General features: G+C 68.8%; 26 protein-coding genes. 12 read left to right on the top strand and 14 right to left on the bottom strand.

Annotation, left to right across the window (positions count from 1 at the left end; translation table 11 throughout):
• The first annotated feature begins 85 nt into the window (after window positions 1–85).
• The 4 genes from WME85_RS08700 (at window position 86) to WME85_RS08715 (ending at window position 5,443) form a co-directional block, all read left to right on the top strand.
• Entirely contained in the window at window positions 86–1,729 is a 1,644-nt protein-coding gene (locus WME85_RS08700; RefSeq protein WP_437842257.1) for a glycoside hydrolase family 43 protein, read from the top strand.
• A 309-nt stretch (window positions 1,730–2,038) separates the two neighbouring features.
• Window positions 2,039–2,443, top strand: a complete 405-nt coding sequence (locus WME85_RS08705) for a hypothetical protein (RefSeq protein ID WP_437836970.1) — start codon at window positions 2,039–2,041, stop codon at window positions 2,441–2,443.
• A 90-nt stretch (window positions 2,444–2,533) separates the two neighbouring features.
• The gene (locus tag WME85_RS08710; protein ID WP_437836973.1) at window positions 2,534–4,114 is read left to right on the top strand and encodes a tetratricopeptide repeat protein; all 1,581 of its coding nucleotides are present in this window, start codon (window positions 2,534–2,536) and stop codon (window positions 4,112–4,114) included.
• Window positions 4,115–4,153: 39 nt separating this feature from the next.
• Entirely contained in the window at window positions 4,154–5,443 is a 1,290-nt protein-coding gene (locus WME85_RS08715; protein ID WP_437836975.1) for a cytochrome P450, read from the top strand.
• Window positions 5,444–5,455: 12 nt separating this feature from the next.
• On the opposite strand, the gene WME85_RS08720 is transcribed toward WME85_RS08715, so the two are convergent.
• Window positions 5,456–6,535 (bottom strand): serine/threonine-protein kinase, encoded by a 1,080-nt coding sequence (locus tag WME85_RS08720; protein ID WP_437842259.1) that lies wholly within the window; start codon window positions 6,533–6,535, stop codon window positions 5,456–5,458.
• Between the two features lie 496 nt (window positions 6,536–7,031).
• Complete coding sequence (locus WME85_RS08725; protein ID WP_437836977.1) at window positions 7,032–8,507, bottom strand: serine/threonine protein kinase; 1,476 nt, start codon at window positions 8,505–8,507, stop codon at window positions 7,032–7,034.
• Window positions 8,508–8,847: 340 nt separating this feature from the next.
• Here WME85_RS08725 and WME85_RS08730 point away from each other — a divergent pair, with 340 nt between their 5' ends.
• Window positions 8,848–10,770, top strand: coding sequence for a metallophosphoesterase family protein (locus tag WME85_RS08730; protein ID WP_437836979.1), 1,923 nt, complete (start codon window positions 8,848–8,850; stop codon window positions 10,768–10,770).
• Between the two features lie 145 nt (window positions 10,771–10,915).
• Here WME85_RS08730 and WME85_RS08735 read toward each other — a convergent pair whose 3' ends face one another.
• The gene (locus tag WME85_RS08735) at window positions 10,916–11,809 is read right to left on the bottom strand and encodes a LysR family transcriptional regulator (RefSeq protein WP_437836981.1); all 894 of its coding nucleotides are present in this window, start codon (window positions 11,807–11,809) and stop codon (window positions 10,916–10,918) included.
• 184 nt (window positions 11,810–11,993) lie between these two features.
• Here WME85_RS08735 and WME85_RS08740 point away from each other — a divergent pair, with 184 nt between their 5' ends.
• The gene (locus tag WME85_RS08740) at window positions 11,994–12,467 is read left to right on the top strand and encodes an SRPBCC family protein (protein WP_437836983.1); all 474 of its coding nucleotides are present in this window, start codon (window positions 11,994–11,996) and stop codon (window positions 12,465–12,467) included.
• 91 nt (window positions 12,468–12,558) lie between these two features.
• On the opposite strand, the gene WME85_RS08745 is transcribed toward WME85_RS08740, so the two are convergent.
• The 3 genes from WME85_RS08745 to WME85_RS08755 all read right to left on the bottom strand — a co-directional run bounded on the left by WME85_RS08745 (window position 12,559) and on the right by WME85_RS08755 (window position 14,833).
• On the bottom strand, window positions 12,559–13,659 hold the full coding sequence (locus WME85_RS08745) for a hypothetical protein (RefSeq protein ID WP_437836985.1): 1,101 nt from the start codon (window positions 13,657–13,659) through the stop codon (window positions 12,559–12,561).
• A gap of 213 nt (window positions 13,660–13,872) precedes the next feature.
• Window positions 13,873–14,169: a hypothetical protein gene (locus WME85_RS08750; protein WP_437836986.1), complete on the bottom strand. Its 297-nt coding sequence runs from the start codon at window positions 14,167–14,169 to the stop codon at window positions 13,873–13,875.
• Window positions 14,170–14,224: 55 nt separating this feature from the next.
• Window positions 14,225–14,833 (bottom strand): hypothetical protein, encoded by a 609-nt coding sequence (locus tag WME85_RS08755; protein WP_437836988.1) that lies wholly within the window; start codon window positions 14,831–14,833, stop codon window positions 14,225–14,227.
• 365 nt (window positions 14,834–15,198) lie between these two features.
• Here WME85_RS08755 and WME85_RS08760 point away from each other — a divergent pair, with 365 nt between their 5' ends.
• Together WME85_RS08760 and WME85_RS08765 are read left to right on the top strand one after the other, a co-directional pair.
• Window positions 15,199–15,576, top strand: coding sequence for a hypothetical protein (locus WME85_RS08760; protein ID WP_437836990.1), 378 nt, complete (start codon window positions 15,199–15,201; stop codon window positions 15,574–15,576).
• A gap of 209 nt (window positions 15,577–15,785) precedes the next feature.
• Window positions 15,786–16,793 carry a hypothetical protein gene (locus tag WME85_RS08765; RefSeq protein ID WP_437842647.1) on the top strand — a complete coding sequence of 336 codons (1,008 nt, stop codon included), beginning with the start codon at window positions 15,786–15,788 and terminating at the stop codon, window positions 16,791–16,793.
• 154 nt (window positions 16,794–16,947) lie between these two features.
• On the opposite strand, the gene WME85_RS08770 is transcribed toward WME85_RS08765, so the two are convergent.
• The gene (locus tag WME85_RS08770; protein WP_437836991.1) at window positions 16,948–17,163 is read right to left on the bottom strand and encodes a hypothetical protein; all 216 of its coding nucleotides are present in this window, start codon (window positions 17,161–17,163) and stop codon (window positions 16,948–16,950) included.
• A gap of 37 nt (window positions 17,164–17,200) precedes the next feature.
• Here WME85_RS08770 and WME85_RS08775 point away from each other — a divergent pair, with 37 nt between their 5' ends.
• The gene (locus tag WME85_RS08775) at window positions 17,201–17,422 is read left to right on the top strand and encodes a hypothetical protein (RefSeq protein WP_437836992.1); all 222 of its coding nucleotides are present in this window, start codon (window positions 17,201–17,203) and stop codon (window positions 17,420–17,422) included.
• Window positions 17,423–17,563: 141 nt separating this feature from the next.
• On the opposite strand, the gene WME85_RS08780 is transcribed toward WME85_RS08775, so the two are convergent.
• Window positions 17,564–18,031: a DUF4260 domain-containing protein gene (locus WME85_RS08780; protein WP_437836994.1), complete on the bottom strand. Its 468-nt coding sequence runs from the start codon at window positions 18,029–18,031 to the stop codon at window positions 17,564–17,566.
• Window positions 18,032–18,144: 113 nt separating this feature from the next.
• Between WME85_RS08780 and WME85_RS08785 the strand changes: the two genes are divergently transcribed.
• The gene (locus WME85_RS08785) at window positions 18,145–19,113 is read left to right on the top strand and encodes a LysR family transcriptional regulator (protein WP_437836997.1); all 969 of its coding nucleotides are present in this window, start codon (window positions 18,145–18,147) and stop codon (window positions 19,111–19,113) included.
• 381 nt (window positions 19,114–19,494) lie between these two features.
• Here the strand turns inward: WME85_RS08785 and WME85_RS08790 are convergent, their stop codons facing one another.
• The 3 genes from WME85_RS08790 to WME85_RS08800 form a co-directional block, all read right to left on the bottom strand.
• Entirely contained in the window at window positions 19,495–19,731 is a 237-nt protein-coding gene (locus tag WME85_RS08790) for an AMP-binding enzyme (protein WP_437764098.1), read from the bottom strand.
• 18 nt (window positions 19,732–19,749) lie between these two features.
• On the bottom strand, window positions 19,750–20,340 hold the full coding sequence (locus WME85_RS08795; protein ID WP_437836999.1) for a hypothetical protein: 591 nt from the start codon (window positions 20,338–20,340) through the stop codon (window positions 19,750–19,752).
• A 289-nt stretch (window positions 20,341–20,629) separates the two neighbouring features.
• Window positions 20,630–20,866 (bottom strand): hypothetical protein, encoded by a 237-nt coding sequence (locus tag WME85_RS08800; protein ID WP_437837001.1) that lies wholly within the window; start codon window positions 20,864–20,866, stop codon window positions 20,630–20,632.
• Window positions 20,867–20,997: 131 nt separating this feature from the next.
• On the opposite strand from WME85_RS08800, the gene WME85_RS08805 reads away from it, so the two are divergent.
• Window positions 20,998–21,123, top strand: coding sequence for a hypothetical protein (locus tag WME85_RS08805; protein ID WP_437837003.1), 126 nt, complete (start codon window positions 20,998–21,000; stop codon window positions 21,121–21,123).
• 113 nt (window positions 21,124–21,236) lie between these two features.
• Here WME85_RS08805 and WME85_RS08810 read toward each other — a convergent pair whose 3' ends face one another.
• The 3 genes from WME85_RS08810 to WME85_RS08820 all read right to left on the bottom strand — a co-directional run bounded on the left by WME85_RS08810 (window position 21,237) and on the right by WME85_RS08820 (window position 23,962).
• The gene (locus tag WME85_RS08810; protein WP_437837005.1) at window positions 21,237–22,148 is read right to left on the bottom strand and encodes an SDR family oxidoreductase; all 912 of its coding nucleotides are present in this window, start codon (window positions 22,146–22,148) and stop codon (window positions 21,237–21,239) included.
• A gap of 88 nt (window positions 22,149–22,236) precedes the next feature.
• A complete protein-coding gene (locus tag WME85_RS08815) occupies window positions 22,237–23,184 on the bottom strand; it encodes an AraC family transcriptional regulator (protein WP_437837007.1) in 948 nt (315 codons plus the stop codon).
• A 184-nt stretch (window positions 23,185–23,368) separates the two neighbouring features.
• Window positions 23,369–23,962 (bottom strand): hypothetical protein, encoded by a 594-nt coding sequence (locus tag WME85_RS08820; protein WP_437837009.1) that lies wholly within the window; start codon window positions 23,960–23,962, stop codon window positions 23,369–23,371.
• Window positions 23,963–24,286: 324 nt separating this feature from the next.
• Here WME85_RS08820 and WME85_RS08825 point away from each other — a divergent pair, with 324 nt between their 5' ends.
• On the top strand, window positions 24,287–24,502 hold the full coding sequence (locus WME85_RS08825; RefSeq protein WP_437837011.1) for a hypothetical protein: 216 nt from the start codon (window positions 24,287–24,289) through the stop codon (window positions 24,500–24,502).
• Window positions 24,503–25,037 lie beyond the last annotated feature (535 nt).

Raw genomic sequence — 25,037 nt, forward strand, 5'->3', positions numbered from 1 at the left:
GCACCAGGGGTGCGGGGCGCCAGCAATTCCGCTCGCGAGAGGATTCAACGTGCGCCTGAACACAACGTGGTACCGAGCAAGCAGCATGACCCTGTCGGCGGTGGCGGCGGCCATCGTCGCCGCGATTCCGTCCCCCGCTCGGGCGGACAACCCGATCGTGCAGACTTTCTACACGGCCGACCCCGCTCCCATGGTGCACGAAGGCACGTTGTACCTCTACACGTCACACGACGAGGACGTGTCGGTGAACAACTTCTACACCATGAACGACTGGAGGTTGTACTCCACCACGGACATGGTCAACTGGACGGACCACGGCTCGCCCGCGAGCTACAGGACCTTCAGGTGGGGGACCGGCGACGCGTGGGCGCCGCAGGGTGTCGCCAGGAACGGCAAGTACTACCTCTACGTGCCGCTGAACAACGCCACCGGCGCGAAGATCGGCGTGGGCGTCTCGGACAACGTGGCAGGCCCGTTCATGGACCCGATCGGAAGGGAGCTGGCCCAGAACGGCTCCGGCAACATCGACCCGACGGTGTTCGTCGACGACGATGGACAGGCCTACATGTACTGGGGGAACGGCACCCTCCGGTACGTGAAGCTGAACTCGGACATGATCAGCACCTCGGGGAGCATCACCAACGTGTCGTTGAGCGGCTTCACCGAGGGGCCGTGGTTCTACAAGCGAGGGTCGCTGTACTACCTCGTCTACGCCGCCATCTCCGGGAGCGAGAAGATCAGCTACGCGACCAGCAACAGCCCGACCGGGCCCTGGAACATCCGCGGCGACATCATGGGCCCTGGCCGCACCTTCACCAATCACGCCGGCGTCGTCGACTACAAGGGTCACTCGTACTTCTTCTATCACAACAACGCATTGCCGGGCGGCGGTGACTTCAAGCGCTCGGTCTGCGTGGAGGAGTTCACGTACGGCGCCGACGGCAGCATTCCGAGCATCTCGATGACCAAGAACGGACCGTCCGCCGTCGCCACGCTGGACCCGTTCAAGCAAGTCGAGGCCGAGACCATCGCCTTCTCGTCCGGGCTCAAGACCGAGGTGTGCACCGACACCGGCGCCGGCATGAACGTCACGTCCATCAGCAATGGCGACTACATCAAGGTGAAGGACGTCGATTTCCTGGACGGCGTGACCACCTTCGAGGCCCGGGTATCGTCCGCGGCCAGCAACGCGAAGATCGAGCTCCACCTCGACAGTGAGACCGGCACGCTGCTCGGGACGTGTGACGTCTCGGGCGCGGCGGCCTGGACCACCAAGACCTGTGAGGTCACCGGGGGCAGCGGGAAACACGACCTGTTCCTGAAGTTCGTCGGTGGCAACGGCGACCTCTTCAAGTTCAACTGGTGGCGGTTTACCGGACCCACCATGCCGGGTGGCGGCGACGGTGGCGGCGGAGGCGGTGCCGGCGGCAGCGACGGCGCCGGGGGCGCGACCTCGGGCGGCGGCGGCTCGGTCACCGCAGGCACCGGCGGAGCGACCGTCACCGCTGGCTCGGGTAGCGGCGGCGCCGCTCCCTCCGGTAACGCCGGCGCTGGTGGTAACGGGGATAGCGCGCAAGCTGCCAGTGGCTCGGGTGGGGACGGCGCGACCGGCGCCGATCCAGACGGCTCGTGCGCTTGCCGGACGGGCGCGAGCACCGGGAACGGCGGACGCGCCGCCGCTCTCTGGCTGGTCGCTTCTGCGCTCGTTCTGCGGCGTCGGCGCCGGTAGGCGCTCGCGATCCGGTCACTCCTACCTGCCGCAGGTCTTCAAGGAGAACCTGTCGCTGGTGCGGTTCTGCACGAGTCTGCCCGACATCGGGCAGGTTCGACTCCTGGCGCCTCCACAAAAACTGGTGATGTTGCCGACGGCGTCGGTGATCGGACCCGGGTAGATTCCCCCGGGTCCGATCGCGGCCAACTCTTTCGAGGGGCCGCAGGTCAGCGCTTGTGTTGAAGGGTCGTCCGAGGGGGGCGCGTTGGAGAAGGAGCCTGCTCGCCAGAGGAGATTCCTGGGCTCGCTTGCGATATGAACGGACCCATGGAGATCAAAGATCTGTCCGACTCGCTGCGCGCCGACCCCCGCTTCGCCACCCGCCGCAAATGGCTGATCCTGAGTGAGCTCGTCTACTCCCCCACGCGTGAAAAGGTGGAGGAGGGCTTCCGCTACTTCACCTGCCCCGCCGAAGCCCTCACCGCCGCCCTGGCGAGGCGGGACTTCGCCGCCATCGCGAAGCTCCCCTTCGCCCTGGACGCGGAGGGCGATCCGGACACTTCCGCCGTGCGCCTGGATCTCGCCTACACCGCGTCCGGCGCCATCGCCGCCTTCCAGCCCGTGGAGTTTCGCGAACACGTGCCCACGCCCCTCGCGGCGTCCGTGATCCTCGAGGGGGCCGAGGCCCAGGCGCTCCGCGAGACGCTCCAGGCGATCGACCAGTCCGCCTAGCGCCGCAAGGCGCTCGGGGACGCCGCGTAGCCACCTTCTCTTACCTGCGCGCCCTCGGCTCGTGTTAGCCTGCCGGCCCGGAGGCTTCTGATGGGTTCCTCTTCGCGCGGTGGTATGTCCGTGCGCCTGAAGGCGCTATCCGGTTCGCTCGTTGTCTTCGGCCTCGCAGGCTGCGGAGGTGGGGCTGCGGCGGGACCTCCCGCGCCGAGTCCGAGCGCCGCTGTCACGCAGCACAGCACGGCCACCAAGCCAGCCGACACGCCTGCCCTGGTCCCGAATTTCGACGGGCCCGTCGAGCAGGAGCCGGTCAGCCCGGAGGGACAATGGGTGCTCTCGCAGCGTTATCGATTGGGCGTGGGCGTGACGAAATCGCCAGTGCTCTCCTACACCCATGCGAAGCGCGCTGCCGCGAATGGCTCCGCGGACGCCCTGGCTTGGCTGAAGGCGCACGCTGAAGCCGACCCCTTCGCGCACTTCTTCCTTGGCTCCTTGTACTACACGAACGCGCAGGGCGAGCTGGCGGACAAGCCGCGGGGTGAAGCCATGTTTCGCGAAGCCCTGCCGCAGCTCGAGCCCCGCGCGGCTTCGGGCGATGGGGACGCCAGCGTGCTGCTAGGTGTCATTTACGAATACGGCATCGGCGTTACCGCGGATCTCACGAAGGCGCTTCGCTACTACGAACAAGCGAGCGCGGCGCACAATGCTGAGGCGATGGAGGTTCTGGGGGATATGTACTACCAAGGCCGCGTCGTCACCAAAGACCTGGTCAAGGCTGCAGCCTGGTACCGTCGGGCAGCCGAGGGGGGCAGCGTCTTGGGTCAGTCGAAATATGCCCTCGTGCTCGAGCGCGGAGAAGGCGTCGAGGCGGATAAAGCTCAGGCTCAGCGCTGGTACCGCAAGGCCGCCGAGCAGGGCTCGCCCGACGCTCAGCGTAACCTCGCGCTCACGTTGATGAGCGACGGTAAGGATCCGGATCGCGCTCGAGAGGCGATCAGCTGGCTATCGCGCGCGGCGGCGCAAAATGACAAGCTGGCTCTCTTCGACCTGGCGCGTGTCCACGCAGAAGGCAAATTCCTGCCGACGGACGTTCCTCGGGCGAAAGAGCTCGCCGGGCGCGCAGCCGAGCTGGGCAACGAGCGCGCCAAGCAATGGCTCGCTCTCCTGGCAGAACGCGAAAAATGTGTGAGCCAAGCCGAAACGAAGCTCTTCGACGTAGCCCTCAGCTGCGCCGATCGCGAGACCCTGCGCCCTGCCATCGTGAAAAATGGTGGCAACGTGCAGCGGGAAGACGACTCGTTCTGGTACGACGTCTACGGCAGTAAGGATCTGCTGCTGGACAGTAGCACGCTAAGGGTGGGCTACACGAGAGCCGGCGACTTTGCGGTGGCCGAATACGACTTTGGCGAGTGGGTCGACGCAGGCAAGGTGGACCGTACAATCGAGCTTTTGGAGCCGAAGTACGGGCGCGCCAAGATCACGCGCACTCCCGAGTCCAACCTCGCGACGTGGCTGCGCAAAGACGGCATCGTGATCGAGCTCGAGCGAACGCCTCACAACATGTACCTGCGCTACTTCCAGCCTGCTCGCCGCAAGGTGTTGAACGAGGAGATCGCCGCGGAGAAAGGCGAGCAACGGCGGCGCGAAGTCGCCAAGCAATCCCAGGCGTTTTGACCGGGCTTCACCAGAAGGAGCGGCGTAGCTGACGCAATCATGGCAATCGACCCGACCGATGACGCGACCGCGTCGCCCGCCACGCCGGCAGGAACCTGCCCGGTCTCGCGCCTCGGCGAGGAGTTCAACCCGTTTCATGGCGCGCAGCTCGAGGATCCGTACCCGTTCTATGCTCGCGCGCGGCGGGAAGAGCCGGTCTTCTACAGCCCCTTGAGCAGGATGTGGCACGTGACCCGGTACGACGACGTCATCGCCGTGCTGAAGGACCCGGCCCGCTTCTCGTCCGCGCAGTCGGTGAACGTCCCGCTCGACCGCACGCCCGAGACCCTGGAGGCGGTGCGGGCGAGCTACCTGTCCCGGAGCTCGCTCACCAACAACGACCCGCCCTCTCATACGCAGATCCGGCGCATGGTCAACAAGGCGTTCGCGGCGCGGCAGACCGCCGATCTCGAGGCGCGCGTCCGCGCCATCGCCGCGAGCCTCATCGATCGGTTCGCGGGGCGCGGCGCCGCCGACCTCGTGAGCGACCTCGCCTTTCCCCTGCCCATGCGGACGATCCTCAGCGTCCTCGGCGCGCCGGAGGACGACCTCGCGCAGCTCAAGCAGTGGGCGGACGACTGGATTGCGCTCGTCGCGCTCCAGCTCACCCCCGAGCAGCAGCGCGAGGTCGTGGGCCGCCTCCTGGAGTCCGAGCGCTACTGGACACGCCTCATCGAGGAGCGGCGCGCGCGGCCGCGCGACGACCTGCTCAGCGACCTGGTGAAGGCGTCGCAGGAGGAGGAGCCGCGGGTTCCGCTCCTGCAGCTCATCAACGCCTGCGCGGTCCTGGTCCTCGCGGGCCACGAGACGACCACGAACCTCCTGGGCCTCTGCGTCTACCGGCTCCTCAGCCTGCCCGACCAGCTCCGCCTCGTCCGCGAGGACCTGGCGAACATCCCGAGGGCGGTCGAGGAGACGCTGCGCGCGGACACGTCGGTGCAGGCCCTCATGCGCACCACGACGGAGCCGGTCGAGATCGGCGGGGTCGAGCTGCCGAAGGGGGCGACCCTCGCCCTGATGTTCGCCTCGGCGAACCACGATGAGGCGTACTTCCACGACGCCGCCCGGTTCGACCTGCGCCGCCAGGACGTGACGCGGCACATCGCCTTTGGCCACGGCATCCACTTCTGCGTCGGCGCGCCGCTCGCGCGGCTGGAGGTGCGGGTCGCCCTCGAGCTCCTGCTCCAGCGCCTGCCGGGGCTGCGGCTCGCGCCGGACCAGGAGCTCAGCTACATCGTGAACCCGATCCACCGCGGCCTCAGGGAGCTGAAGATCGCGTGGGACGTGTGAACCGGCGGTTTGTCAGCTGAGCAGGATGGCGATCAAGAGCGCGACGCTGAGCAAGAGCGATACGACGATGGACGCAATGAGCCACGGCCGCATCGCCGGCGAGGTCCACCTGGACGCGAGCGGTGTCGCGCTCGTCTGGCGCCCCGGAGCGCCGGGGTGCATCATGACGGTCGGCTCGAGCTGCCTCGGCGCGCCCTCCATCGCCGCAATGGCCCCGTCGATGGCCGCGATCACGTGGGCGGCCGCCGGATACCGCTGGATCGGGTCTCGCTGGACGAGCCGCATCACGATCGCCTCCACGTCGGGGCGGATACCTGCTCCCGGAGCACGCTGGCGGAGCGGGGGCGCATCCTCGAGGAGCCGCTGCCGGAAGGAAGACTGGCCGTCGCTCGCGTCGAACGGGCCTCTCCCGGACAGCATCTCGTACATGATGATTCCAAGCGCATAGAGATCGGCGCGAGCGTCGACGGCATCCATGCCGCGCACGGCCTCCGGCGCGAGGTAGCTGAGCGTGCCGAGGACCTGGTCGGCAGCGGTGAGGTCCTGGCCTTTGCGCGTGGCCTCGCGGCTCTCGGTGGACAGGAGCTCCACGTTCACCTTGGCGAGGCCGAAATCGATGAGCTTCACCTGATCACGGGCGCCGAGGAGGATGTTCTGCGGCTTCACATCGCGGTGGACGATCCCCTTCGCGTGCACCGCCTCCAGAGCAGACGCGAGCTGCCTCGCGATGTGGAGCGCGCGGCGCGCGGGGAGCGGAGCCGAGGCGATCACGTCCTGGAGCGGGGTGCCCTCGACATACTCGAGGACGAGAAAATGCGACCGATCCGCGAGCTGACCGAAGTCGTTTGCCGAGACCACGTTCGGGTGCTGGATATGCGCCCCCGCGATCGCCTCGCGCTCGAACCGCGCCACGATCTGGGGGAGGTTACGGGCGCTCGGCTGGAGGACCTTGATCGCGACCTGCTTGCGGAGATGCACCTGCTCGCCGCGGTACACGGCCCCCATGCCGCCCTGCCCGATGAGCTCGTGGACGCGGTACCGCTCCGAGATCAAGCTCCCGATCAGCGCTGGCGCCGTGTTGTCTGAGCGCACCAACGTGGGTGCGTCGTCCGACCACGGCCGTGCCGCAGTCTCGATCTCTTCCCCGAGCGCCGAGCTTGAGAGCTCAACGACAGATGCGTCGCGTTGCTTCCCGAGCATGGGCACCGTGACGTCGTCGGTGCTCGAGCGCCCGTTGGGTGGGGTTATCCCTGGCATGCCGGGGAGTCTACACGCGCAAAGGTGCTGAGAGCGGAGGAACCGCACCCCGTCCGAGTGAACACCATGCTCGAGCCACCCACCGCACGGAAAAGCTGTGCAGTTCCGCGATGTTCGTGGCTCTGGTCCCGTACGCCGACATCAGCCTACAAGGATGGCCACAGTGCATGGTGCCGTAGCTCGCCGGTCGCCGTCCGCATCGCCGGAACCTCCAGCCTCGGCGCGGAGGCGAGATCGGAGACATCGAGGGCGGGCGATCGGGGAGCTGGGCGGCGGCGTGCTCTTCGGCATGCCGGTACGGTGCAAGATAAGGCCGCCGCTCCTCACGGCGCTATTCCCATTGGAACTCGGAGGGGTGGTAGGCTTTGAGTTCGTCAATCGGAATGGGCCCCTCGGGGGTGCCGTTGCACACCTTGACGCCATCGTCGTTCGTGCGTACTGGATAAGCTTTTTTCAACTTCGACGTGACGCAAAATGGATATTTGCCGTCTTTCATGAGGAGGCGATACTTGCCGTTCGGGACGGGCCCGCGCGTCGATGCGGGCCCAGCGGTCGAGGGCGGCGTGCTGGTATTGGTCGAGGATGGCGTGCTGGCACTGGAAGAAGTGGCCATCGTGCGAGAACTGCCGCCCGCCTTGTCCTCTTGAGATGTCTCATCGTCCGCGCTCTCACGAGTGTCTTCGGCGGAGCCTTGCGAACGAACAACGAAGAAGACAGCGGCGAGGCAGACAGCCACAGCAAAAGAGCCAATCACCGCAATCAGCAAGAATGGAGAGCTCGAGCCCGATCGTGGGCCGGTTGCAGTAGAATCAGGCGGCGCGGATACGACCATGGGTGCCTGCATCGCCTGGCCGGGAGCAGGAGCAGCCATCGTCGGGCCATCGACGCTGACTGGAGACGACACGTCCGCTCGGATCGACACTGAAGCTGGCGCGTGAGGGGTAGCGTTGGCGCCCAGAGCTCGCTCGATGTCCTCGCGCATGGCGCGGGCCGTCGGATAGCGGCGCGATGGGTCGAAGGCGAGAGCGCGATCGACGATGGCGCAAACCTCTGGGCTGACAGAGGGGGCGACGGTGCGCAGGGCCGGCGCGGGCAGCGTCGCCATCTTGATGAGGAGCTCGCTCTCCGTGGAGCCCTCGTGGACACGGCGCTTTGCCAGGATTCGAAACATCGTCGCGCCAACGGCGAAGATGTCGGCCCGCCCGTCGATCTGGCCACCAGCGAGTTGTTCGGGCGACATGTAAGGTATGGTCCCCAGCATCGTGCCGGTGCGTGTGCGAACATTGGAGCCGCCCTGTTTCATTCGAGCGATCCCGAAGTCGAGGACCTTGACGCCGCCTGAAGAGGTCAAGAACAGATTGTCAGGTTTGATGTCTCGATGAACGATGCCGAGCCCGTGCGCGACATCGAGCACTTCGAGGACGGTCGAGACGATGCGGAGCAGCTCGCGCTCCTCGATGCCGCCGGAGCCGTGGGCGCGCTTGCCGAGCGATTCGCCGTCGAGCAACTCCATCACCAGGAACGGTGAGCCATCCTCGCTCGTGTCGATGTCGATGACATTGACGGCTGCGGGGTGACCGAGCTGGTTCACCGCGAGCGCCTCCTGCTCGAACCTGGCTCGAATCTCCTTGGAGACCGCGGTTTCCGGATGGAGGATCTTGATCGCGCAGCGCCGGCCAATCCTGTGTGTCGCCTCGTAAACCGCAGCCATCCCGCCGACACCGATGAGCGAATCGATGCGCCATTTACCCCGGAGGACCGTTCCGATTCGTGCTGTACAGTGTGCTAGCTGGGGATCGTCGCTCATCGAGGTTCAGGCTCCAATGTATGCCGGATGCGAGGATAGGTAGAACATGACCGCTGAGCCCGGCGGGGGCTCGACGATACCATGAGACGTTCTGCACCGGCAACGGAGCTTGAAGCGAAAGCCCTTCCCTTTCCACTTGTGCTTGCCTTGTGCTTGCCCGCGGCGAGCAGCCCCGTCTTCGCATCGCGCTTCGGATCGTGGACGAGCGGCACCGTGCCGCTCACGGCGCCGGACTCGACGGGCTCCGTGTAGGGCCCTCGCGCTCCTGCCGCCAGCGCACGACCCGGAAGGTGACGCACGGGCGCCCGCTGAAGGGCGCGCCGGGGTATAGTGGCCGCCTATGCTCGATCGCCAACAGGTGTTGCGCCAGACGCGGGCCCAGCTGCACCCGGAGCGCATCGCCCGGCGGGAGGGCGCGCTCGCGCGAGCGCGCGGGCTGATCGAGGGCTCCCTCGGGCAGCTCGACGAGACCGGCCTCCGGCGGCTGCTCCAGCTCTTCAACGCCGACCACATCGACGGCCGCGACGTGAACAATCGCTTCGCCACCGGCCTGGTCGGCAACAACGCGAACCTGCTGGTCGCCGCGCTCGACGGCGTGAACGCGGCGGTGCCTTCTTTATGGCAAGCCGACGAAGCCTGGCTCGCCGGGCACCTGGCCGCGCTCCGCCGCGGGGGCAGCCTCCCGGGCGGCGGCTGGCTGTTCCCGTCGATGATCCTGCACACCCGGGATCCCAGGCGATTCCCGCCGGTGACCACGACGATGGCGCGGGGGCTCGCCGCGATCGACGGCGGCTCGCCCATCGCGCTCGGCAAGCCGACCGGGTACCTCGACTACAGCGCACGCGTCCGCAAGCTCCTCGAGGAACACACGATCTCGCCGCACGGCGTCGACGTGCTGCTCTGGCAGGGAGCCCAGCTCGCCGGAGAAGCCGCGGACTCGGACGCGGGCGAGCTCGAAGAGCCCCCGGCCGCGACGCCCGCTGCCGCGACGCCCGCTGCCGCGACGCCCGCTGCCGCGACGCCCGCGCCGGAGCCCGCGCGTCCGGCCTCCGGACGCGACGCCACGACCGCCGGCGTGGTCGTTCCGGGTCTCGACGCCTCGGCCAAGCTGTCGCGCTCGACCCGCCCTCCCGAGAACGACCCGAGCGCCTCGCGGCCAGCGCCGTCCACGCCCGCGAGGCCCGCCTCGCTCGGCTGGCTGCACCTCACCGACCTCCACCAGGGTATGGGCGGCACGAGCTGGCTGTGGCCGAACGTCATGGGCGCGCTGTTCGACGACCTCGCGCGCTTGCACGACCTGTGCGGCCCGTGGGACCTCGTGCTGTTCACGGGGGACCTGACCCAGCGCGGCAGCCGCGACGAGTTCGAGAAGCTCGACGCTACCCTCGACAGGCTGTGGCGGCGCTTCGACCAGCTCGGCTCGCAGCCGCGGCTGATCACCGTGCCCGGCAACCACGACCTGGACCGCCCCAGGAGCGACCTCGATCCGTACGTGCTCGCCCTCTCGCAGTGGCACGAACGCCCGCGCCTGCGCGACCACGTGCTCGACGAGAAGAGCGGCCGCGCCTACCTCGATTTCCTCGCGCAGGCCTTCGAGAACTACACCGCTTGGGTCAATTCATGCCGGTGGCACGTGCGCGACCGCCGGAAGGCCGGCGTCCTGCCGGGCGACAGCTCGTACTCGCTGTCGCTCCACGGCCTCGATCTCGGCGTCATCGGTCTCAACTCGGCCTTCCTGCAGCTCACCGGCGGCGACTACCAGGAGCGGCTCGCCGTGGACCCGCGCCAGCTCCACGTCGTCTGCGACGAGTACGCCCCCGAGTGGTTGGAGCGCCACCACATCAACCTGCTGCTCACCCACCACCCGCCCGACTGGCTCCACCCGCAGGCACGCCAGGAGTTCCGCCAGGAGGTCGACCCGGCCGGTCGCTTCGCCGCCCACTTCTTCGGCCACATGCACGAGGGCACCGCCACCTCGACCGCCCACGGCGGCGGCCACGCGCGTCACGCCCTGCAGGGCGCCTCCCTCTTCGGTCTCGAGGAGCACGACGGCCCCGGCGGCCGCGGCGTGACCCGCCTCCATGGCTTCAGCGCCGGCCGCTTCGAGCTGCTCCCCGGCGCCGCGCAGGCCCGCGTGCGCGTCTTTCCCCGGCGCATGTTCACGAGCGCCGGCGGGCGGAAGATCGACCGTGACGTCCATGCCTACCACCTCGATGAGCGCGGCTCGTTCGCCTACGAGGTCCCGACCGCCCGCCGCACATGACGCCTCGCCCGTGCCGTGCTCCCCCTCCGGCAACTCGATCTGGCGCGGGCGCCCTCGTAGGAGAGGCCCGCCGTGGCGCGAGGCGCTGCCGTGGATCGCCGTGGGAGCAAGCGCCGTGGCGCAGAAGCCGGCGGGGTTGGCCGCCTCATGCCCCGATGAAGGCCGCCAGCTCGTCAGGCTTTCCCGTCGGAAAGGCTTCTTTCAAATGGTCGAGGAAGGCGGATACACGAGCGCTCAGCAGCCGCCGGGACGGATAGAGCGTCCACAGGACGATGTCTGGGCCGTCCACATCGCCCCAGTGCACCAGAGTTCCAGCGGCCAGATCGTGACTTACAAGTGAGACTGGGAGGCGTCCGGCGCCGACGCCCGCCCGGACAGCATCGCGGACCATGATGAGCGACGACAGGCGCAGGACTGGATCGACCACGATGCGTGATCTTCCAGCCGGCGCCATGACATCCCAGGCTGCAGTCCGGTCGCCTGCCCCCCGGACGACAGCCGGAACAGCACGATCGCCCGCCGGTCGAGCGAGTCCCGGGCTCGCGACGACCACCAGCCGATCGCGCATCAAGATCCGTCCGACAAGGCTTTCATCCGGAGCCGGGTTGACCCGGATCACCAGGTCATAACCTTCCTCTACCATGTCGACGGTCCGATCTTCCGTCGTGACCTCGAGCCGGACCTCCGGATGTTTCAGCGCGAACCCGGCCGCGAGCTTGCCCATCGCGGTCTGCGAGAAGAGCAGAGGCGCGCTGATTCGTAGCTTGCCTCGCGGCCGGTCCCCACCCGACGCGATCGCTGCCGCAGCCTCGTCGAGCTCGGTGAGCAATGCCCCCGTTCGCTCGAAGAGCGCCCGTCCTTCCTCGGTGAGCTTCAGTGTGCGCACCCCGCGCTCGAAGAGACGCAGGTCGAGGGCGGCCTCCAGCTCCGCGACCCGGCGGGACAGGGTCGCCTTCGGGCGCCCCGCGGCGCGAGCGGCTCGTCCGAAGCCTCCGTGTCGAGCGACGAGGCTGAAATCGGCGAGAGCGAGCAGATCCATGTGTTCCACCAGTGAGACGGCCTGTTCCAGGATAACGCCTATCGGCACGAATGTAAATCACTAGCCTACAGGGTGTCTCTTGACCAAACCGGAGCGATCGCTCCTACCGCGACTTCGCCGCCGAGGTCGCGACCTCGGCCTGACGGCCGAGCGAACATCAACACTCACGACGAGGAATCTCATCATGATCTATTCGACCGCCACCGTCCCGGTGAACCCGGAAGGCGAGACCGAGCTGACCCGCGCGCAGGCATGGGAGGGCCTGGTCCTCAAGGCCCGCGACGCCCGCCAGTTCCTCCCGCCCGGCCTCTGCACCCGTTGCGACGTCGTCGAGGAGAGCGGTTCTCACATCGTGCGTGAAGCCACGATCGCGGGCGACGACCTGCGCGAGATCGTCACGTTCGAGCCGCAGAGCAAGGTCACCTTCTTCCAGGCCACCGGTCCCCGCGAGGGCGCGATCATCAACGAGCTGTTCGAGGACGCCGCCGGCGCGCTCCAGCTCCGCTTCTACTGCTACCTCGGCCTGCGCGGCAAGGAGCCGAACGGCCCCGAGGAGCAGGCCGAGCAGGAGTTGATGAACAGCGACAAGGGCTACAAGAGCGCCTTGCTGTCGACGCTGAAGCGCACCCGCGAGCTGCTCGCGCAGGGCCGGCTCTGATCGCCACGAGGGACATGAACGACGGGACTGCCTCTCAGGAGGCGTCCCGGTCTCCGAGGTAGCTACCGTGCAAAACAGCGCCGCAGGCGGGCTACTTTGCGATCTTCCGGATCTTGCCCTCGCCAGCCCAGTAGACGCCCGTGCTGTCCACGGCGAGGTTGTAACGCTCGCCGGTGGACGCCAGGACCTCGGTTCCGGTGCCGTCCTTGCACATCGCCCGGAGGGCCGTTCCATCGAGCCAGTAGATCCTCACGTCATCGACGACGACCCTCGTCCCTCCGGTGGCGAGCTGGACGGCGGCGCCGCCGCTCCTGGGCATTCTGTAGACCCCGTTCGCGGCGTAGTAGGCGTTGGCCTCGTCGAAGTCGAGATGCCAGCTCAGACGAGGTATGAACCTGGTCGGCGCTGTGGCGCCAGACTTGGGCGCCTTCATGACGCCAGATGAGGCGAGCTCGCGATAGTACAGGCTATCGCCGTCCTCGAACAACGACGTCCGCAACCCGCCCCCGCCAGGGACGACCAGGGAAGGGGTTCCGCCCGAGAGCGGCCGGGCGTAGATGTTGTATTGGCTGTTGCCAATCCAGTAGATATGGGTCGAGCCCACCGCCACCCCCGACGGGTAGCCGCCGGTGATCGGCAGCGCGGTGATGGTGCCGTCCGGGTTCACCCTGTTCAATTTGCTCCCGAGGCCGCGACCACTGCCGGCGAAGTAGGCGTATGGGCCGCTTCCCACAACCTCGGTCACGTACGTGAGCCGATCGATGAGGGTGCTCTTCGCGCCGCCGGCCTTGGGGACCCTGCCTACCTCGTCGTCGCTGACCTCGGAGCCATAGCCGCCGCCATAGTACACGTACTGGTCCGTCAGCGCGATTTGAATTGCGCCGTTGGTGTTGATGGTCGCGAGATCGATGGGGGTGCAGCTCCCGCTGCAAAGCGGCGCGCACGCAAGCGCGGGGGCGGGGGTACCGCCGCCGAGGGCGGCGTCGTCCCCCGAGCCATCGCCGATCTCGAGCGCGCCCTCTGCCTGGCCTTCCTCCAGGCTCGCGCCAGCGACATCCACCTCATCGAGCGAGCCGCTGCAGCCGGCCATGGCGGCGGAGAGGAGGAGGGCCGAAGCGGCGTAGCACGAGGTCTTCGTTCGGGCGAGGGCTTCGGCTCGGGAGGATCGGGCACCTGCGATGAGTTCTTTCATGTTCACACCTCGTGGGGGGATCGCGCGTCGCCCGGCGATGAGGACGCACGAGCCTCGGTTGAACAGGCGCGTAGGAGTTGCGAGTGCCCTACCGCCATTCACTTGTTACATCCACCTGTAAATTTCCATCGCGACGATGGGATCGTCCATCGACGGATAAGGTGGACTTACGGGTGATAGCGCACGCAATTGCGCGCGCAACTCTACGCGTGTTCATTCTTGCGTTGATGCGTCCGCCGTATGAAGAGAACGCGTGCCAGGACGCATGAGACCTTGACGCTCTTCTTCTCGAGTGCATCGAGCGTTCGATGCACCTCCACCCACACAGGCGATGTCTGTACCTCGCGACACGAGAGTGACGGCCAGCGACGACACGCTGTCGGCAATGGCAGACAGGTTCGCGCGCTCGCCGCCTTGCTGAGAGCCCGTGACCGGTGACGCATCGCAGCGAAGCGCGCGCGCCGTGGCGTTGACGATGTGCGTGCGGTTCCAGGTGAGCAGGTAGCGCATGCCGTGCGCCGCGGAGAGCGCGAGGGTGCGCGGACCGTCGGTCAGCCGCGGCGAGTCAGCTACCTGTCTCAAGGACTGCGCCCTCGAGAACGCTGCGCTCCACGGCCCACGAGAGTCCACATGCCTGGCAGACGAGAGCTCTTTCCACGGCACGGAAACGCGCCGCGCTGACGCGACAGTGCGGGCAGGGCATGGGCTGCTCGAACACGGCCCACACCTTGCTCGCCGACACCCACCGTTCGAGCTGGCCTGGGTTCTCGGGTTGGACCTCATGAGTCGCCTCTCTGCAGAACACGAGGATGCGTCGCGGCTCTTCGAAGAGCCAGAGCCAGCGGTCGGACTTGCTCTCCCCGATCCGGATCTGCCTGATCTGCTCGGTGTTCAAGGAGAAGCGCGCGGACTGTGAGCCAAGATGAGAGCGGCACAAAGCGTACAGCGTAGGCGCGGCGAGCTTTGGCCAATACGACAGTGATCCCAGACGGAATCCGAAATCCACCAGGAAGCCGCCACGGGAGATGCTCACGTCGGCCTGCTGTAGTGCCAAGATGATGGTGACCATCTTCCGCACCTCGGGAACATCCACCGCATGGACGGCACCGCGTAGCACTGCGCGCGATTGATCAAAGGCCGTGCTTGGGTTCAGGTCTTCGGGAAGCATGGTCATGTGTGGCTGACGTTTTGCTGGCCATCATGTTCAACCCAGGACTGCGGTGACTCGCTGATACGATGCCATGATACTCCTCGGAAGTGATCCTCTCAACTGGCGAGTGCCGCTTGCGGCATCGCCCCTCGTGACCTTCGCTCGATGTCACTGACGAACCTTGCGGTCCAGGCCGTCAGGGAGGGCCGCCCAGGCGCCGCGGGCCGCGACATCAGCGGCGTGCTGGGCGCGTACGGCGGTGAGGTGATCGCGGAGCGGGGGGACCCGGCGGAGCGGCAGCCCGCCGGTCCGCCTGTGCCGCCCGTCGGCCCTCCTGTACAAGCCCCGGCGGCCTCCTGCGCCGCCCTGTCGGCCCTCCTGCGCCCGACGTGGCGGCCCGCCTCCGCGAGCTCTCGCCGCTGCTCGCGCGCATGCTCGCCGACAAGACGCTCTCTCCCGAGGCGCAGCGCTCGCGCAAGCTCCGCGACGCCGCGTACACGCTCGTCGCGCACGCCGAGCGAAGGCTGCGCGCCGCCGCGGAGTACTCGTACGCCGGCACCGACAAGATGAAGGACTATGCGCCCTTCCCCGTCTCCCGCGGCGCCGCGTCCACCGGAGATGGAGATGGTGAGGAGGAAGGCGAGGCCGCCGCGGAGGAGGGCGCGCCGGAAGGCGACGCGTCCGAGGAGGGCGCGGCGGACGGCGACGCGTCGGAGGAAGACGCAACGGAAGACGGCGAGCCGGGGGAGGGCGCGGACGAGCGGTAATCGCCCCAGGCCGCGGCGGGCGCGTCGATGAGGGGGCGCTTGGCTGGCCGCGAGGACGAGCGCGAGGCACCCTGACACGCTCGCAGGTCTCCGATACCAGAGACAGACAACACCTTACGGCATCAAGCCGTCTTTTCTCATCGAAGCGTCGGTTCGTGGCGCGTTCGGCCCCGTTGACGCCGTGCGGCTCGCGTACGTACCGTTCGCGCATGGGTGTCGTCGAGCCATCGCTGGACGTCTGCGTGACGCTCGGCGGGACCGTGCCGTCCGCCGAGGCGTCCGCGCCGTCCCGGTGGCCGGCCCGCGAGCAGGCAGGACTGCTCCGTCGGGGCGCGGGGCGAGGCGGAGGGGAGCTCGTGCGTCGTCGGCTCCAGGATCGATGCCTCGGGGTTGCTCGTGCCATCGCGGTCCTGGCGTTGAGCGCCGTGGGGGCCGCGGGCGTGTCCGGGTGCTCCTACGACGAGAGCTGCGCGAGGTCGTTCACGTGCCACCCGCTCCCCGGCGAGAAGCCGCCGGTACTGCCGGTGTCGCCCTGCGACGGCGATCCTGCGGCAGCCCCGGCGAAGGATGGGTGCGGGGTGTTCGTCAGCGCGTCGTCAGGCGACGACGGGAACCCTGGCACGAAGGGCGCGCCGGTGAAGACCTTGCAACACGCGATCGGGCTCGCCGCGCACGGACGAGGCGACGGCAAGCCGCCGACCCGGCGCGTGTACGCGTGCGGCGGGTCGTTCAAGGAGGAGATCACGCTGCCTTCCGGGGTCGACCTCTGGGGCGGCCGCCGCTGTGAGGACGGCGACTGGTCGTACACGTGGTCGTTCGGCGGGCCGGACGAGCCGACCGTCATCGCGCCGCCCGCGGGGATCCCGCTGCGGATCGTCGAGGGGGACGACCTGCGGGACATCCCGGGGAACGATGCGACCTCCATGGTCTTCGGCGTGCGCGCCGTGGCGGCGGACGCCTCGGCGCCGGATGGCAAGTCGTCGATCGCGATGATCTTGAGCCCGGGGACCCGGGCGATCGTGCGGGACAGCGCGATCGTCGCGGGCAACGGCAGGGAAGGGGAGCCCGGAGAAGATGCGCTAAGCGAGCGGGCGACCGACGGGGCGCCGGGGAACCACGGCGCGGACGCCTGCACGGCGGACGTCGCGGCAGGCGCCCTCGGGGTCGATCGACGCGATATTCGGCCCCTTCTTCAAGTTGCAGCGGATGCAGCATAGACACAGGTTCTCGACATCATCCGAACCACGGTGTTGCCTTCCGATGATGTGGTCTACCTGGTGGGGCAAGATGGATGCGTCCTGCGGAAGGCGGCAGTACTCACAGGCCCCTGGGCGCGCCGCTGGACCAGCTCTCGCGTGTCGCTCGGCAGCTTCACGAGGTCGCGCGCAGCGTCCATACCTCCTCTGCCTGCAGCTTGAGGAGGCTGAGCATGTCGTTCAAGCGGACGACCTCGGCGTACTCTCTGTGCTCTTCAGGCGTGAGGACGCCGCTTGTGCTCTTCTGAGCGAGCTCCTCGACGCGGGGCGCCAGGTCCTTGCTGACAGCGTCGAGTGCCGCCTCGAGCTGCTCGATGGTTCGCTTCTCCATGCGTATCTCCGTCTTCAACGCCTCGCGTCAGCATGTCATGTCATCCGTCCGCCGTCGGTTCAAGGTCCGCCACGGACCGGCGGCCGTGCAGCCCAGCCGCTGGGCAGCCCCGCTCGTAACCGAGCTGAAAGCATTCGTCGCCGCCGGCGAGCCGCCCGTCTACGTCGGCGTCCGCAGCATGCCTGCGGACCAGCAGACCGGCCGCATCGTCATCGCGACCGTGCGGGCGCGGGGCGCGGGGCGCCGTGTCGTCCTGTAGTGGGCCTGCCGTGGTGAACCCGTGCGAACGCGGGCTCCCGAGCGTCGGCGGCAAGGGCGGCGACGGATTGCACGGCGGCGCGGAGGACGGGCGCGACGGCGAGCCGACCCCGACGCCGAACGCGTGCTGGAAGACATGCTCTCACGCCGCGCGCTTCGAGCCCACGCGGCCGAGGTGCGTGTCGCCGAACGCCGTCCCGTACTTGAGCCCATAGCCCAGCATCCGATCGAAGCCGATGTGCCCGACCCAGATCGCCGCGCCGAGCAGCAGCGCCGGCGAGCCAAGCGCGACCGACGCGACCGCGAGCAGCGCCGGAGCCAGATGGCTGTGCCCCGCGTTGTAGGCCACCGCGCCCACCCGCGGGCCCGCAAGGTAGCCGAGCATCGACAGGTCGGGCAGGAAGAACAGCGCCGCGAACCATCCCCAGCTGCCGCCCAGGTGCGCGTAGGCGAGCAGCGCTGCTCCGAGCACGAGCGCGCCCTCGAGGCGCAGGAGCGCGCGCGGCATGCCCTTGGCCCCGCCCGCCGAGACCTCGCGGGTGGGCTGCGGCGCGGGGCGGCGGGTAGAGGGAGCAAGGTCGAGCGCAGGGAGCGTCGCGGCGGCGGTCATGGTCGTTCTCCTCGTCGTGCGTACCGGCGCGGGCGCCGGCGACGTGGAGAGCATGGTCGCTGCGGGTGCTCATGAACATTGTACAAATGTGTCCATCCGCTCATCATCTTTTGATGAGCCCAGCCGAGCCCTCGTGGGACCTCTACGGTGCCTTCCTCGCCGTCATGCGCAGCGGTAGCCTCTCCGCCGCGGCGCGTGCCCTCGATGTCGCGCAGCCCACCGTGCGCCGCCAGATCGAGCAGCTCGAGTCGCAGCTCGGCGTCGTGCTGTTCACCCGCGCGCCGAACGGCCTGGTGCCGACCGAGCTCGCGCTCGCCACGCTGCCCTACGCCGAGTCCATCGCCGCGAGCGCGCGCGCCCTCGTGCGCGCCGTGTCGAGCCCCACCGAGGCCGACCGCGGCACCGTGCGCGTCACGTGCAGCGAGGTCGTCGGCGCCGAGGTGCTTCCCCCGATGCTCGCCGCGCTCCTCGTCGCTCATCCGCGCCTTCAGATCGAGCTCGTCGCCACGAATCGCAACGAGGATCTCCTGCGCCGCGACGCCGATGTCGCCGTGCGGATGGCGGAGCCGACGCAGGCCGGCCTGGTGAGGCGCTGCGCCGGGCGCGTCGAGCTCGGCCTCTTCGCCACCCAGGCGTACCTCGCCGCGCGCGGTGCCCCGACGTCGCTCGCTGGGCTCGTGCCGGACCACGCCCTCATCGGCGCCGACGCCTCCCGCGCCATCATCGACGCGATCGCCGCCGCCGGGCTCGTCACCAGGCCGCGCGATTATGCGTTCCGCAGCGACAGCGACATCGCGAAGCTCGCCGCGGTGCGCGCCGGCCTCGGCATCGGGGTGTGCCAGCTCCCGCTCAGCCGGCGGCCGGTGCCGCTCGTGCGCGTGCTGCCCGCGCTCGCCTTCCACCTCGACGCCTGGGTCGTCATGCACGAGGATCTGCGCGCCGTGCGCCGCGTCCGCCTCGTCTTCGAGCACCTCGTCGCGCAGCTCGGTGCCTACGCGACCCAGGCAGGCGAAACACGGCCCGTGGCGAAGAAGGCCCGGCCGCCGGGCACGCGGGGGCGGGGAAGGCCCGGCTCGGGCTGAGCGGCGAGGACCCCTTCATGACGACCGAGGTGGGGTGTCCCACCTGGCCCACGTTGACACTGCGCCTGCCCGCCGAACGTCGCGATCCGTCGCGTCGCACGGCCTGGCGGCGCGTCGACAGGCCCGGGGGCAGCGGCGGCCATGGGGGTTGATCGGTCGAGCACCCCAGCTGCCCCTACACCCGTGACTTCCCCGTCAGCGGGGCGCACCGGCGGAAGGTGCGCACCTCCTCGAAACCTCGACGTCAGGCAAGGAGAGGACCTCTCCGCCGGCCGCCGCGAACTGCGCTCTCGGCGCCGGGCTGCTCCCGGTGGTGGGGTGAGTGCTCGCCGCCTGCAAGCCATGGTTCGGCGGCTCAGGAGGCGGAACGCCGGCCGATGCCTATGCGGCGTTCTCCTCCGGAGTATTCGTGAAGATGAACTCGATGTTCTGCAGGGCACCGGACCCAAGTTGCTGGCGCAGGTAGCTCCAGACCGTTTCCTGTCGCTGCGCCTCGTTCTGATCGCGGAACGACCCGGACACCACGGTAGCGATGAGGCTCTGCTCTCCGACGACGTTCGCTTCGTCGACGTTGGGCATCGTGGTGAGGGCTTGCTCCAGTTCTGCTCGCGTCGCCATGCTCGTCCTCCTGACGTCCTACAGTTGAGCCAGCACACCCGCGCCGAATTGCTCCAACGCTTCGCTCCACACTTCGACGGTTTCCTGCTGGAGAGCGCGCGCGGCGTGATGACCGCGCCCCGTCGCGGTGTTGCGGTCGGCGCGGTGAACTATCCAGTGCCGGCGCTTCATCATGGGACCCAGCTTATCTCGGTAGGGATCTAGCAGAACCTTCGGCAGTCCGATCCGCTCCAGGACACCTTCCACCTCGCCCGGATCGTTGAAGTTCGATCGTTCGAGATTCTCCAGGACGGAGCGAGCAATGAGGTCGTCCACGCTCCTGCCACGAAAGGGCGCGAGATCGTCCAGGGTGAAGGTCGATCGTGGCTTCTTCCCCGCCAGCGGTACGTCTTTGAGGTGTGGCGCGGCGGCCAGCGGGAGCTTCCACTCCAGCAGGCTGCGGAGGAGGTCTTCGAGCGTCGCGTGCAGGAAGACGACCGCCGCGCGCAGGACGTCGGTCGTCTCCACCGGGCGGCGTCCCGGCCCTGCCGCGGCGCCTTGGTACACGTCCACGAGGTGTCGGACGCGCTCGAGGTTCGCGGCGAAGCGGGTCTCGATCTCTGCCTTCACGCCATCCATCCTAGAACCAGCCTGCCGCACTGTCCAGCGAGCGAGCCGCGGCGTCGAGCCCGCCGCCGAGGCCGCCGAGGCCGCCGAGGGAGGGGGAGGGCGGGGGCTTCGGGGCGCAATTGTTCCCTCCCGCCGCCAACGGCTGATCATGGAGGTGCGTCGGCGCTGCGATGGGCTTGCTCTCGTACAAGTGCAGGTGTCTCCGCGCACAACGCGCGCCCGCCTGACGATCTGGGCTTCTGTCGCGTCAGCAGGCCCTTGTTGGGCGGAGCTACCGCCAATCACCTCGTCACGAGGTTTTGCGAACGAGCGCCACCTCGCGCGGTGGCATCCGTACGACCTTCCGCCCGCTGTTGGCCTCACGCGCCTTGAGCGCCTCGGCGAGCCTATTGATATCATATTCATACTCCTTGGCGATGGCCTCGACGAGGCCGAACGCCGCCCTCTGCGCGTCGTCACATGCCACGACCCGCACGCCGATCGGAAGCTCGATGGGCCCGATGACGATTCCGCCGTGCCTGCGCACACGGTCGACTGCGACGTCGAGGGACGGGACGGAGAAGAAGAAGAGCCAGTGGGTATGGAGTCCGGGGCGCCCCTCGACGTCCGAGATCAGCCCGCTGCTCGATTCGCACCCTCGCCGCGCTCCCTGCTGTCGTGGCGCTGAACGCGGCGGTGTCGCTGGCGCTGCTGGCCATCGCCATCCGCGCGTTTCCGCCGCCGCCGATCGTGCCCATGCTGGTCGCGACGGCGTGCTTCGGCGCGGCGCTTGTGGTGCGCTGAGCGTGCGGGCGAAGATAGCCCATAGCCCATCGCAGTCGCCACGAGCGATGGGGAGCTGCCTCGGGCCTGGAACTTCGCGGGGTGATCCGTGGTTCTATTCAGGAGGGGCCAGCCTACGAGTCGGCGAGCGCCCGTTCGACGGCCTGCGCGTAGGGCATGGGCGTGAGCGGGATGATGGCGCGGATCGGCCCCACATCGCCGACGAGGTCGGCGTCCAGGCCCAGCAGCAGGTCGGCGAAGGCGCCGCGGGGCAGGCCGGCCAGGCGCTCGAAGAGCCCGGCGAACGGCGCCAGCAGCCAGGGCAGGAGGTGCAGCTTCCACGGCGGGCGCCGGCCGAGCACGCGGGCCGCCACGTCGACCATCTCGTCGGTGGTGAACGCCTCGTCGCCGCCCACGTCGAAGGCCCGGCCGAAGGTGCGCGGCTCGTCGAGGCTGCGCACGAGGTAATGGACGAGATCGTCGAGCGCAATGTTCTGCATCCGGCTCCGGCCGCTGCCCAGGATCAGCGCCACGCGCCGCCGCGCGTTGGCCAGCGTGGTGTCGAAGCCGAAGCCGCCGCGCCCGACGATCTGCCCCGGCCGGAGGATGGTGACGTCGAGACCGCTGCCGAGCAGCATCTGCTCGGCCTTCCAGCGACCGCGCGCCCAGATCGAGCGCGTGTCGGGCGTGATGCCCAGGAAGGTCACGTAAAGCACGCGCCGCACGCCGTGGATCCGGCAGGCTGCCACCACGTTCTCCAGGCCGCGCACCTCGGTGTCCACGAAGGTCTCGCCGGGCGCGGCGCCCTTCTGCGGCGAGAGCGTGTGCACGCAGTTGAACACGGCCTCGCAGCCGCGAACCGCTCCCTCGATGGAGGCGCGATCGGCGATGTCGCCGCGCACGAGCTCGGCGGCGGCGGGTAGTCTGGCGCGGGCGGCGTCGAGGTTGCGCACGGCGCAGCGGACCAGGAACCCTTCCTGGAGCAGCGCTTCGACGAGGCGGCGGCCGGTGAGCCCGGTGCCGCCGAGGACAAGCACGGTTCGCATGTCCTCATCGATAGCGATGGTCTGTCGAACGCACCATGCGCAAGCGTGCCGATGACTGTCGCGAGCGTACGAAACGATCGGACGAGCCTCAGCCGCGCGCTTCGTTGCGGTAGTCCCGCGGCCGCTTGCCGGTGACACGCTTGAAGGCCTGGCTGAAGGCGCTCTCCGACGAGTAGCCGAGCGAGGCGGCGATCTGCGAGATCGGCGCTGCCTCGTCCCGCAGCCGCCGCTCCGCCAGCCGGATGCGCCACGCCGTGAGGTACTGGAGCGGCGCCATCCCTGCGGCCTCCTTGAAGCGCACGGCGAAGGTGGTGCGCGACATGGCCGCGGCGCGGGCCAGCTCCTCGAGCTTCCAGTCGCGCGCCGGCTCGCCGTGGAGGAGGCGCAGCGCCGCCGCCAGCCGCTCGTCGCGGATGACCCGCAGCCAGCCCGCGGGCAGGCGTGGCGCCGTGGCCAGGTGGGCGCGCAGGATCTGGACGAACAGCAGCTGCGCCAGCATCGATGCCGAGAGGAAGGCGCCCGGCGCGCCGCGCGCGGTCTGCTCCGCCAGCAGCTGCTCGATGAGCCAGCGGATGGGGGCTGCCTGGGGTGCGGTCGCGCGCACGTGCAGAAAAGGGGGAAGCGCGCCCTGCACGAGGTCGGCGTGGCGCGGATCGAGGGTCACGCCGCCGGCGAGGAGCAGCACCTCGGAGCCGTCACCGAGGGTGGAGAAGAGGTGGCGCCTCCGGGCCAGCAGGCACATGACGTCCAGGGGTGGGGCCGAGAGGTCGCTGCCGACGAGGAACCCCCTTTTCCCGGGCAGGAGGAACGCGTCCCCCGGCTCACCACGGATCGCCTTCTTGTGGCCGTCCAGGCGGAACCAGCAGCCGCCCTTGGCGACGACCGAGATCTTCATCTCGCCGGGCGGCGGGAAGTGGACGGCCCAGCGGCCACCGGCGGCGATGCCTCCGGCCATGACCGATGTGGCCTGGGTGAGCCGCAGGATGTCGGTGAGCGGATCGCCGGCAAGGGAGGGGAGGACAGCGTCGAGCGACACGCGTCGCACTATGGCGCATGCTGCCAGGCGAGACTACCGCGCGATCGTTCAAGGGGCGTGAGCGGCCATCGGGATCCGGCGAAATCGGCGCGCCTCGACTGTCCCGCTACCCGGCGCCCTGCCGATTGCGTGGCAGCAATCGGCAGAGACGCCGACGACGAAGGGAACGCCGGGGATCGCAGGACTAAAGTTGGCAGATCTCGAAGCTCATGTTGTCGCAGTAGCCCCCGTTGCACCTCGCGCCCCGCATATAATATCCGGCGGGGAACCAGAGGTCTCCGCCGTTCTCCTCGGACACCCAGCCAGTCCAGATACAATTGTGCTGGCCGAAGTTCGCCATGCGCGTGCAGGTGAGCGAGATATTATCGCAGTAGCTCCCGCTGCACGCCATCCCCGTGACCCAGTAGCCCGTGTCGCATTCCATGGGACGCTGTTCCTCCGAGAAGTAGGTCGTCGTGTAAACCGAGTCAGGGATACCGCCGAGGCCCTCGCAGTAGGTGCTGATGTTGTCGCAGTTGCTGCCGCTGCAGTGGAAGTGCTTCGCCAGCGCCCCGCCGTCGCAGGCGAACGGCGCGTACTCCTCCGAGGTCCACGCCCACCCGAGAACGGCCTGCTCCGCCGAATCGACGTCCTCCGTCGGGTCCGTGTCGTTCTCCGCGGCCTCGCTGTCCTCCACGCCTGAATCGGCGATGCAGCCGCTCAGCCCCAAGACGCTGCCGAGCGCGAAGAGAGCCATCGAAGACGCGAGCTTGTTCATGATCGAGGTGGTCATGGTCATGGTCCTGTCCTTTTCGCTAAAGTGCCGCGCTGAATCTCTCAGCGGGCGCGCTCGGAGGTACTGCAACGGCCAGGCCATCTCACGTCGGCGCGAAAGGCGGCCCGCCGGCGCCGCTCCCCCCTGGAACGCCCTTGAACGAGCCGCTTTGCGAGCCTCGGGGCGCTCCAGATCGCGCCCGCGCTGACACACCGGGCGCGGTGTACCAGGCGCGCTCGATCCATCAAAATGCGGCGATCCACGTCGACCGAGGACACGAAGTCGGCACACGGCGGAGCGCGTGCCAGGCCGCCAGGACCGGCGGGAGAGGGCCGTTATGATGCCCCGGTGGTCAGTCACTCCGAGACGCAGGATCGAAGCGATCAGGCGATCGTGATCCCCGCGGGCGGCGCAGGCGCGCCGGGGCTCGTCCTCGTCTTCGCGGCCGGCCGCCCAGCGTCCTCGATGATCCTGCGCGACGGCGGCTCGGTGGAGCTCGGGCGCCAGCACCCCGTCTTCGAGGCGCACCCGACGCGCGCGTGTCGCGGCACCACGCGCGCGTGAGCTTCACGGGCGAAGCTTTCGTCGTCACCGATCGCGGGAGCCGTAACCGCAGCGACGCCGACGGGGTAACCAGGCCAAGCTCCTGCGCGTGCTCGAGACGGGCGGACGCGCCCAAGGCAGGAGGAGCCGCGCCGCCGGCGCCGCCGACGCGCGCGAAGCTCAAGGGGCTCCTGGAGCATGAGGAGGAAGGCGAGGCCGCCGCGGAGGACGGCGCGCCGGAAGGCGACGCGTCCGAGGAGGGCGCAGCGGACGGCGATGCGTCGGAAGGCGAGCCGGAAGGCGACGCGTCGGAGGAGGGCGCGCCGGAAGGCGACGCGTCCGAGGACGGCGGAATGGAAGACGGCGAGCCGAGCGAAGGCGGGACGAGGACGAGCGGTAATCGCCCCAGGCCGCAGCGGCGCGTCGAGGGGGGCGCTTGGCTCGTCGCGAGGACGAGCGCGAGGCACCCCGACGCGCTCGCAGGTCTCCGATACCAGGGACAGACAACACTTTACGGCATCGAGCCGTCTTTTCTCATCGAAGCGTCGGTTCGTGG

Source organism: Sorangium sp. So ce1153, from assembly GCF_051521595.1.
GTDB lineage: Bacteria > Myxococcota_A > Polyangia > Polyangiales > Polyangiaceae > Sorangium.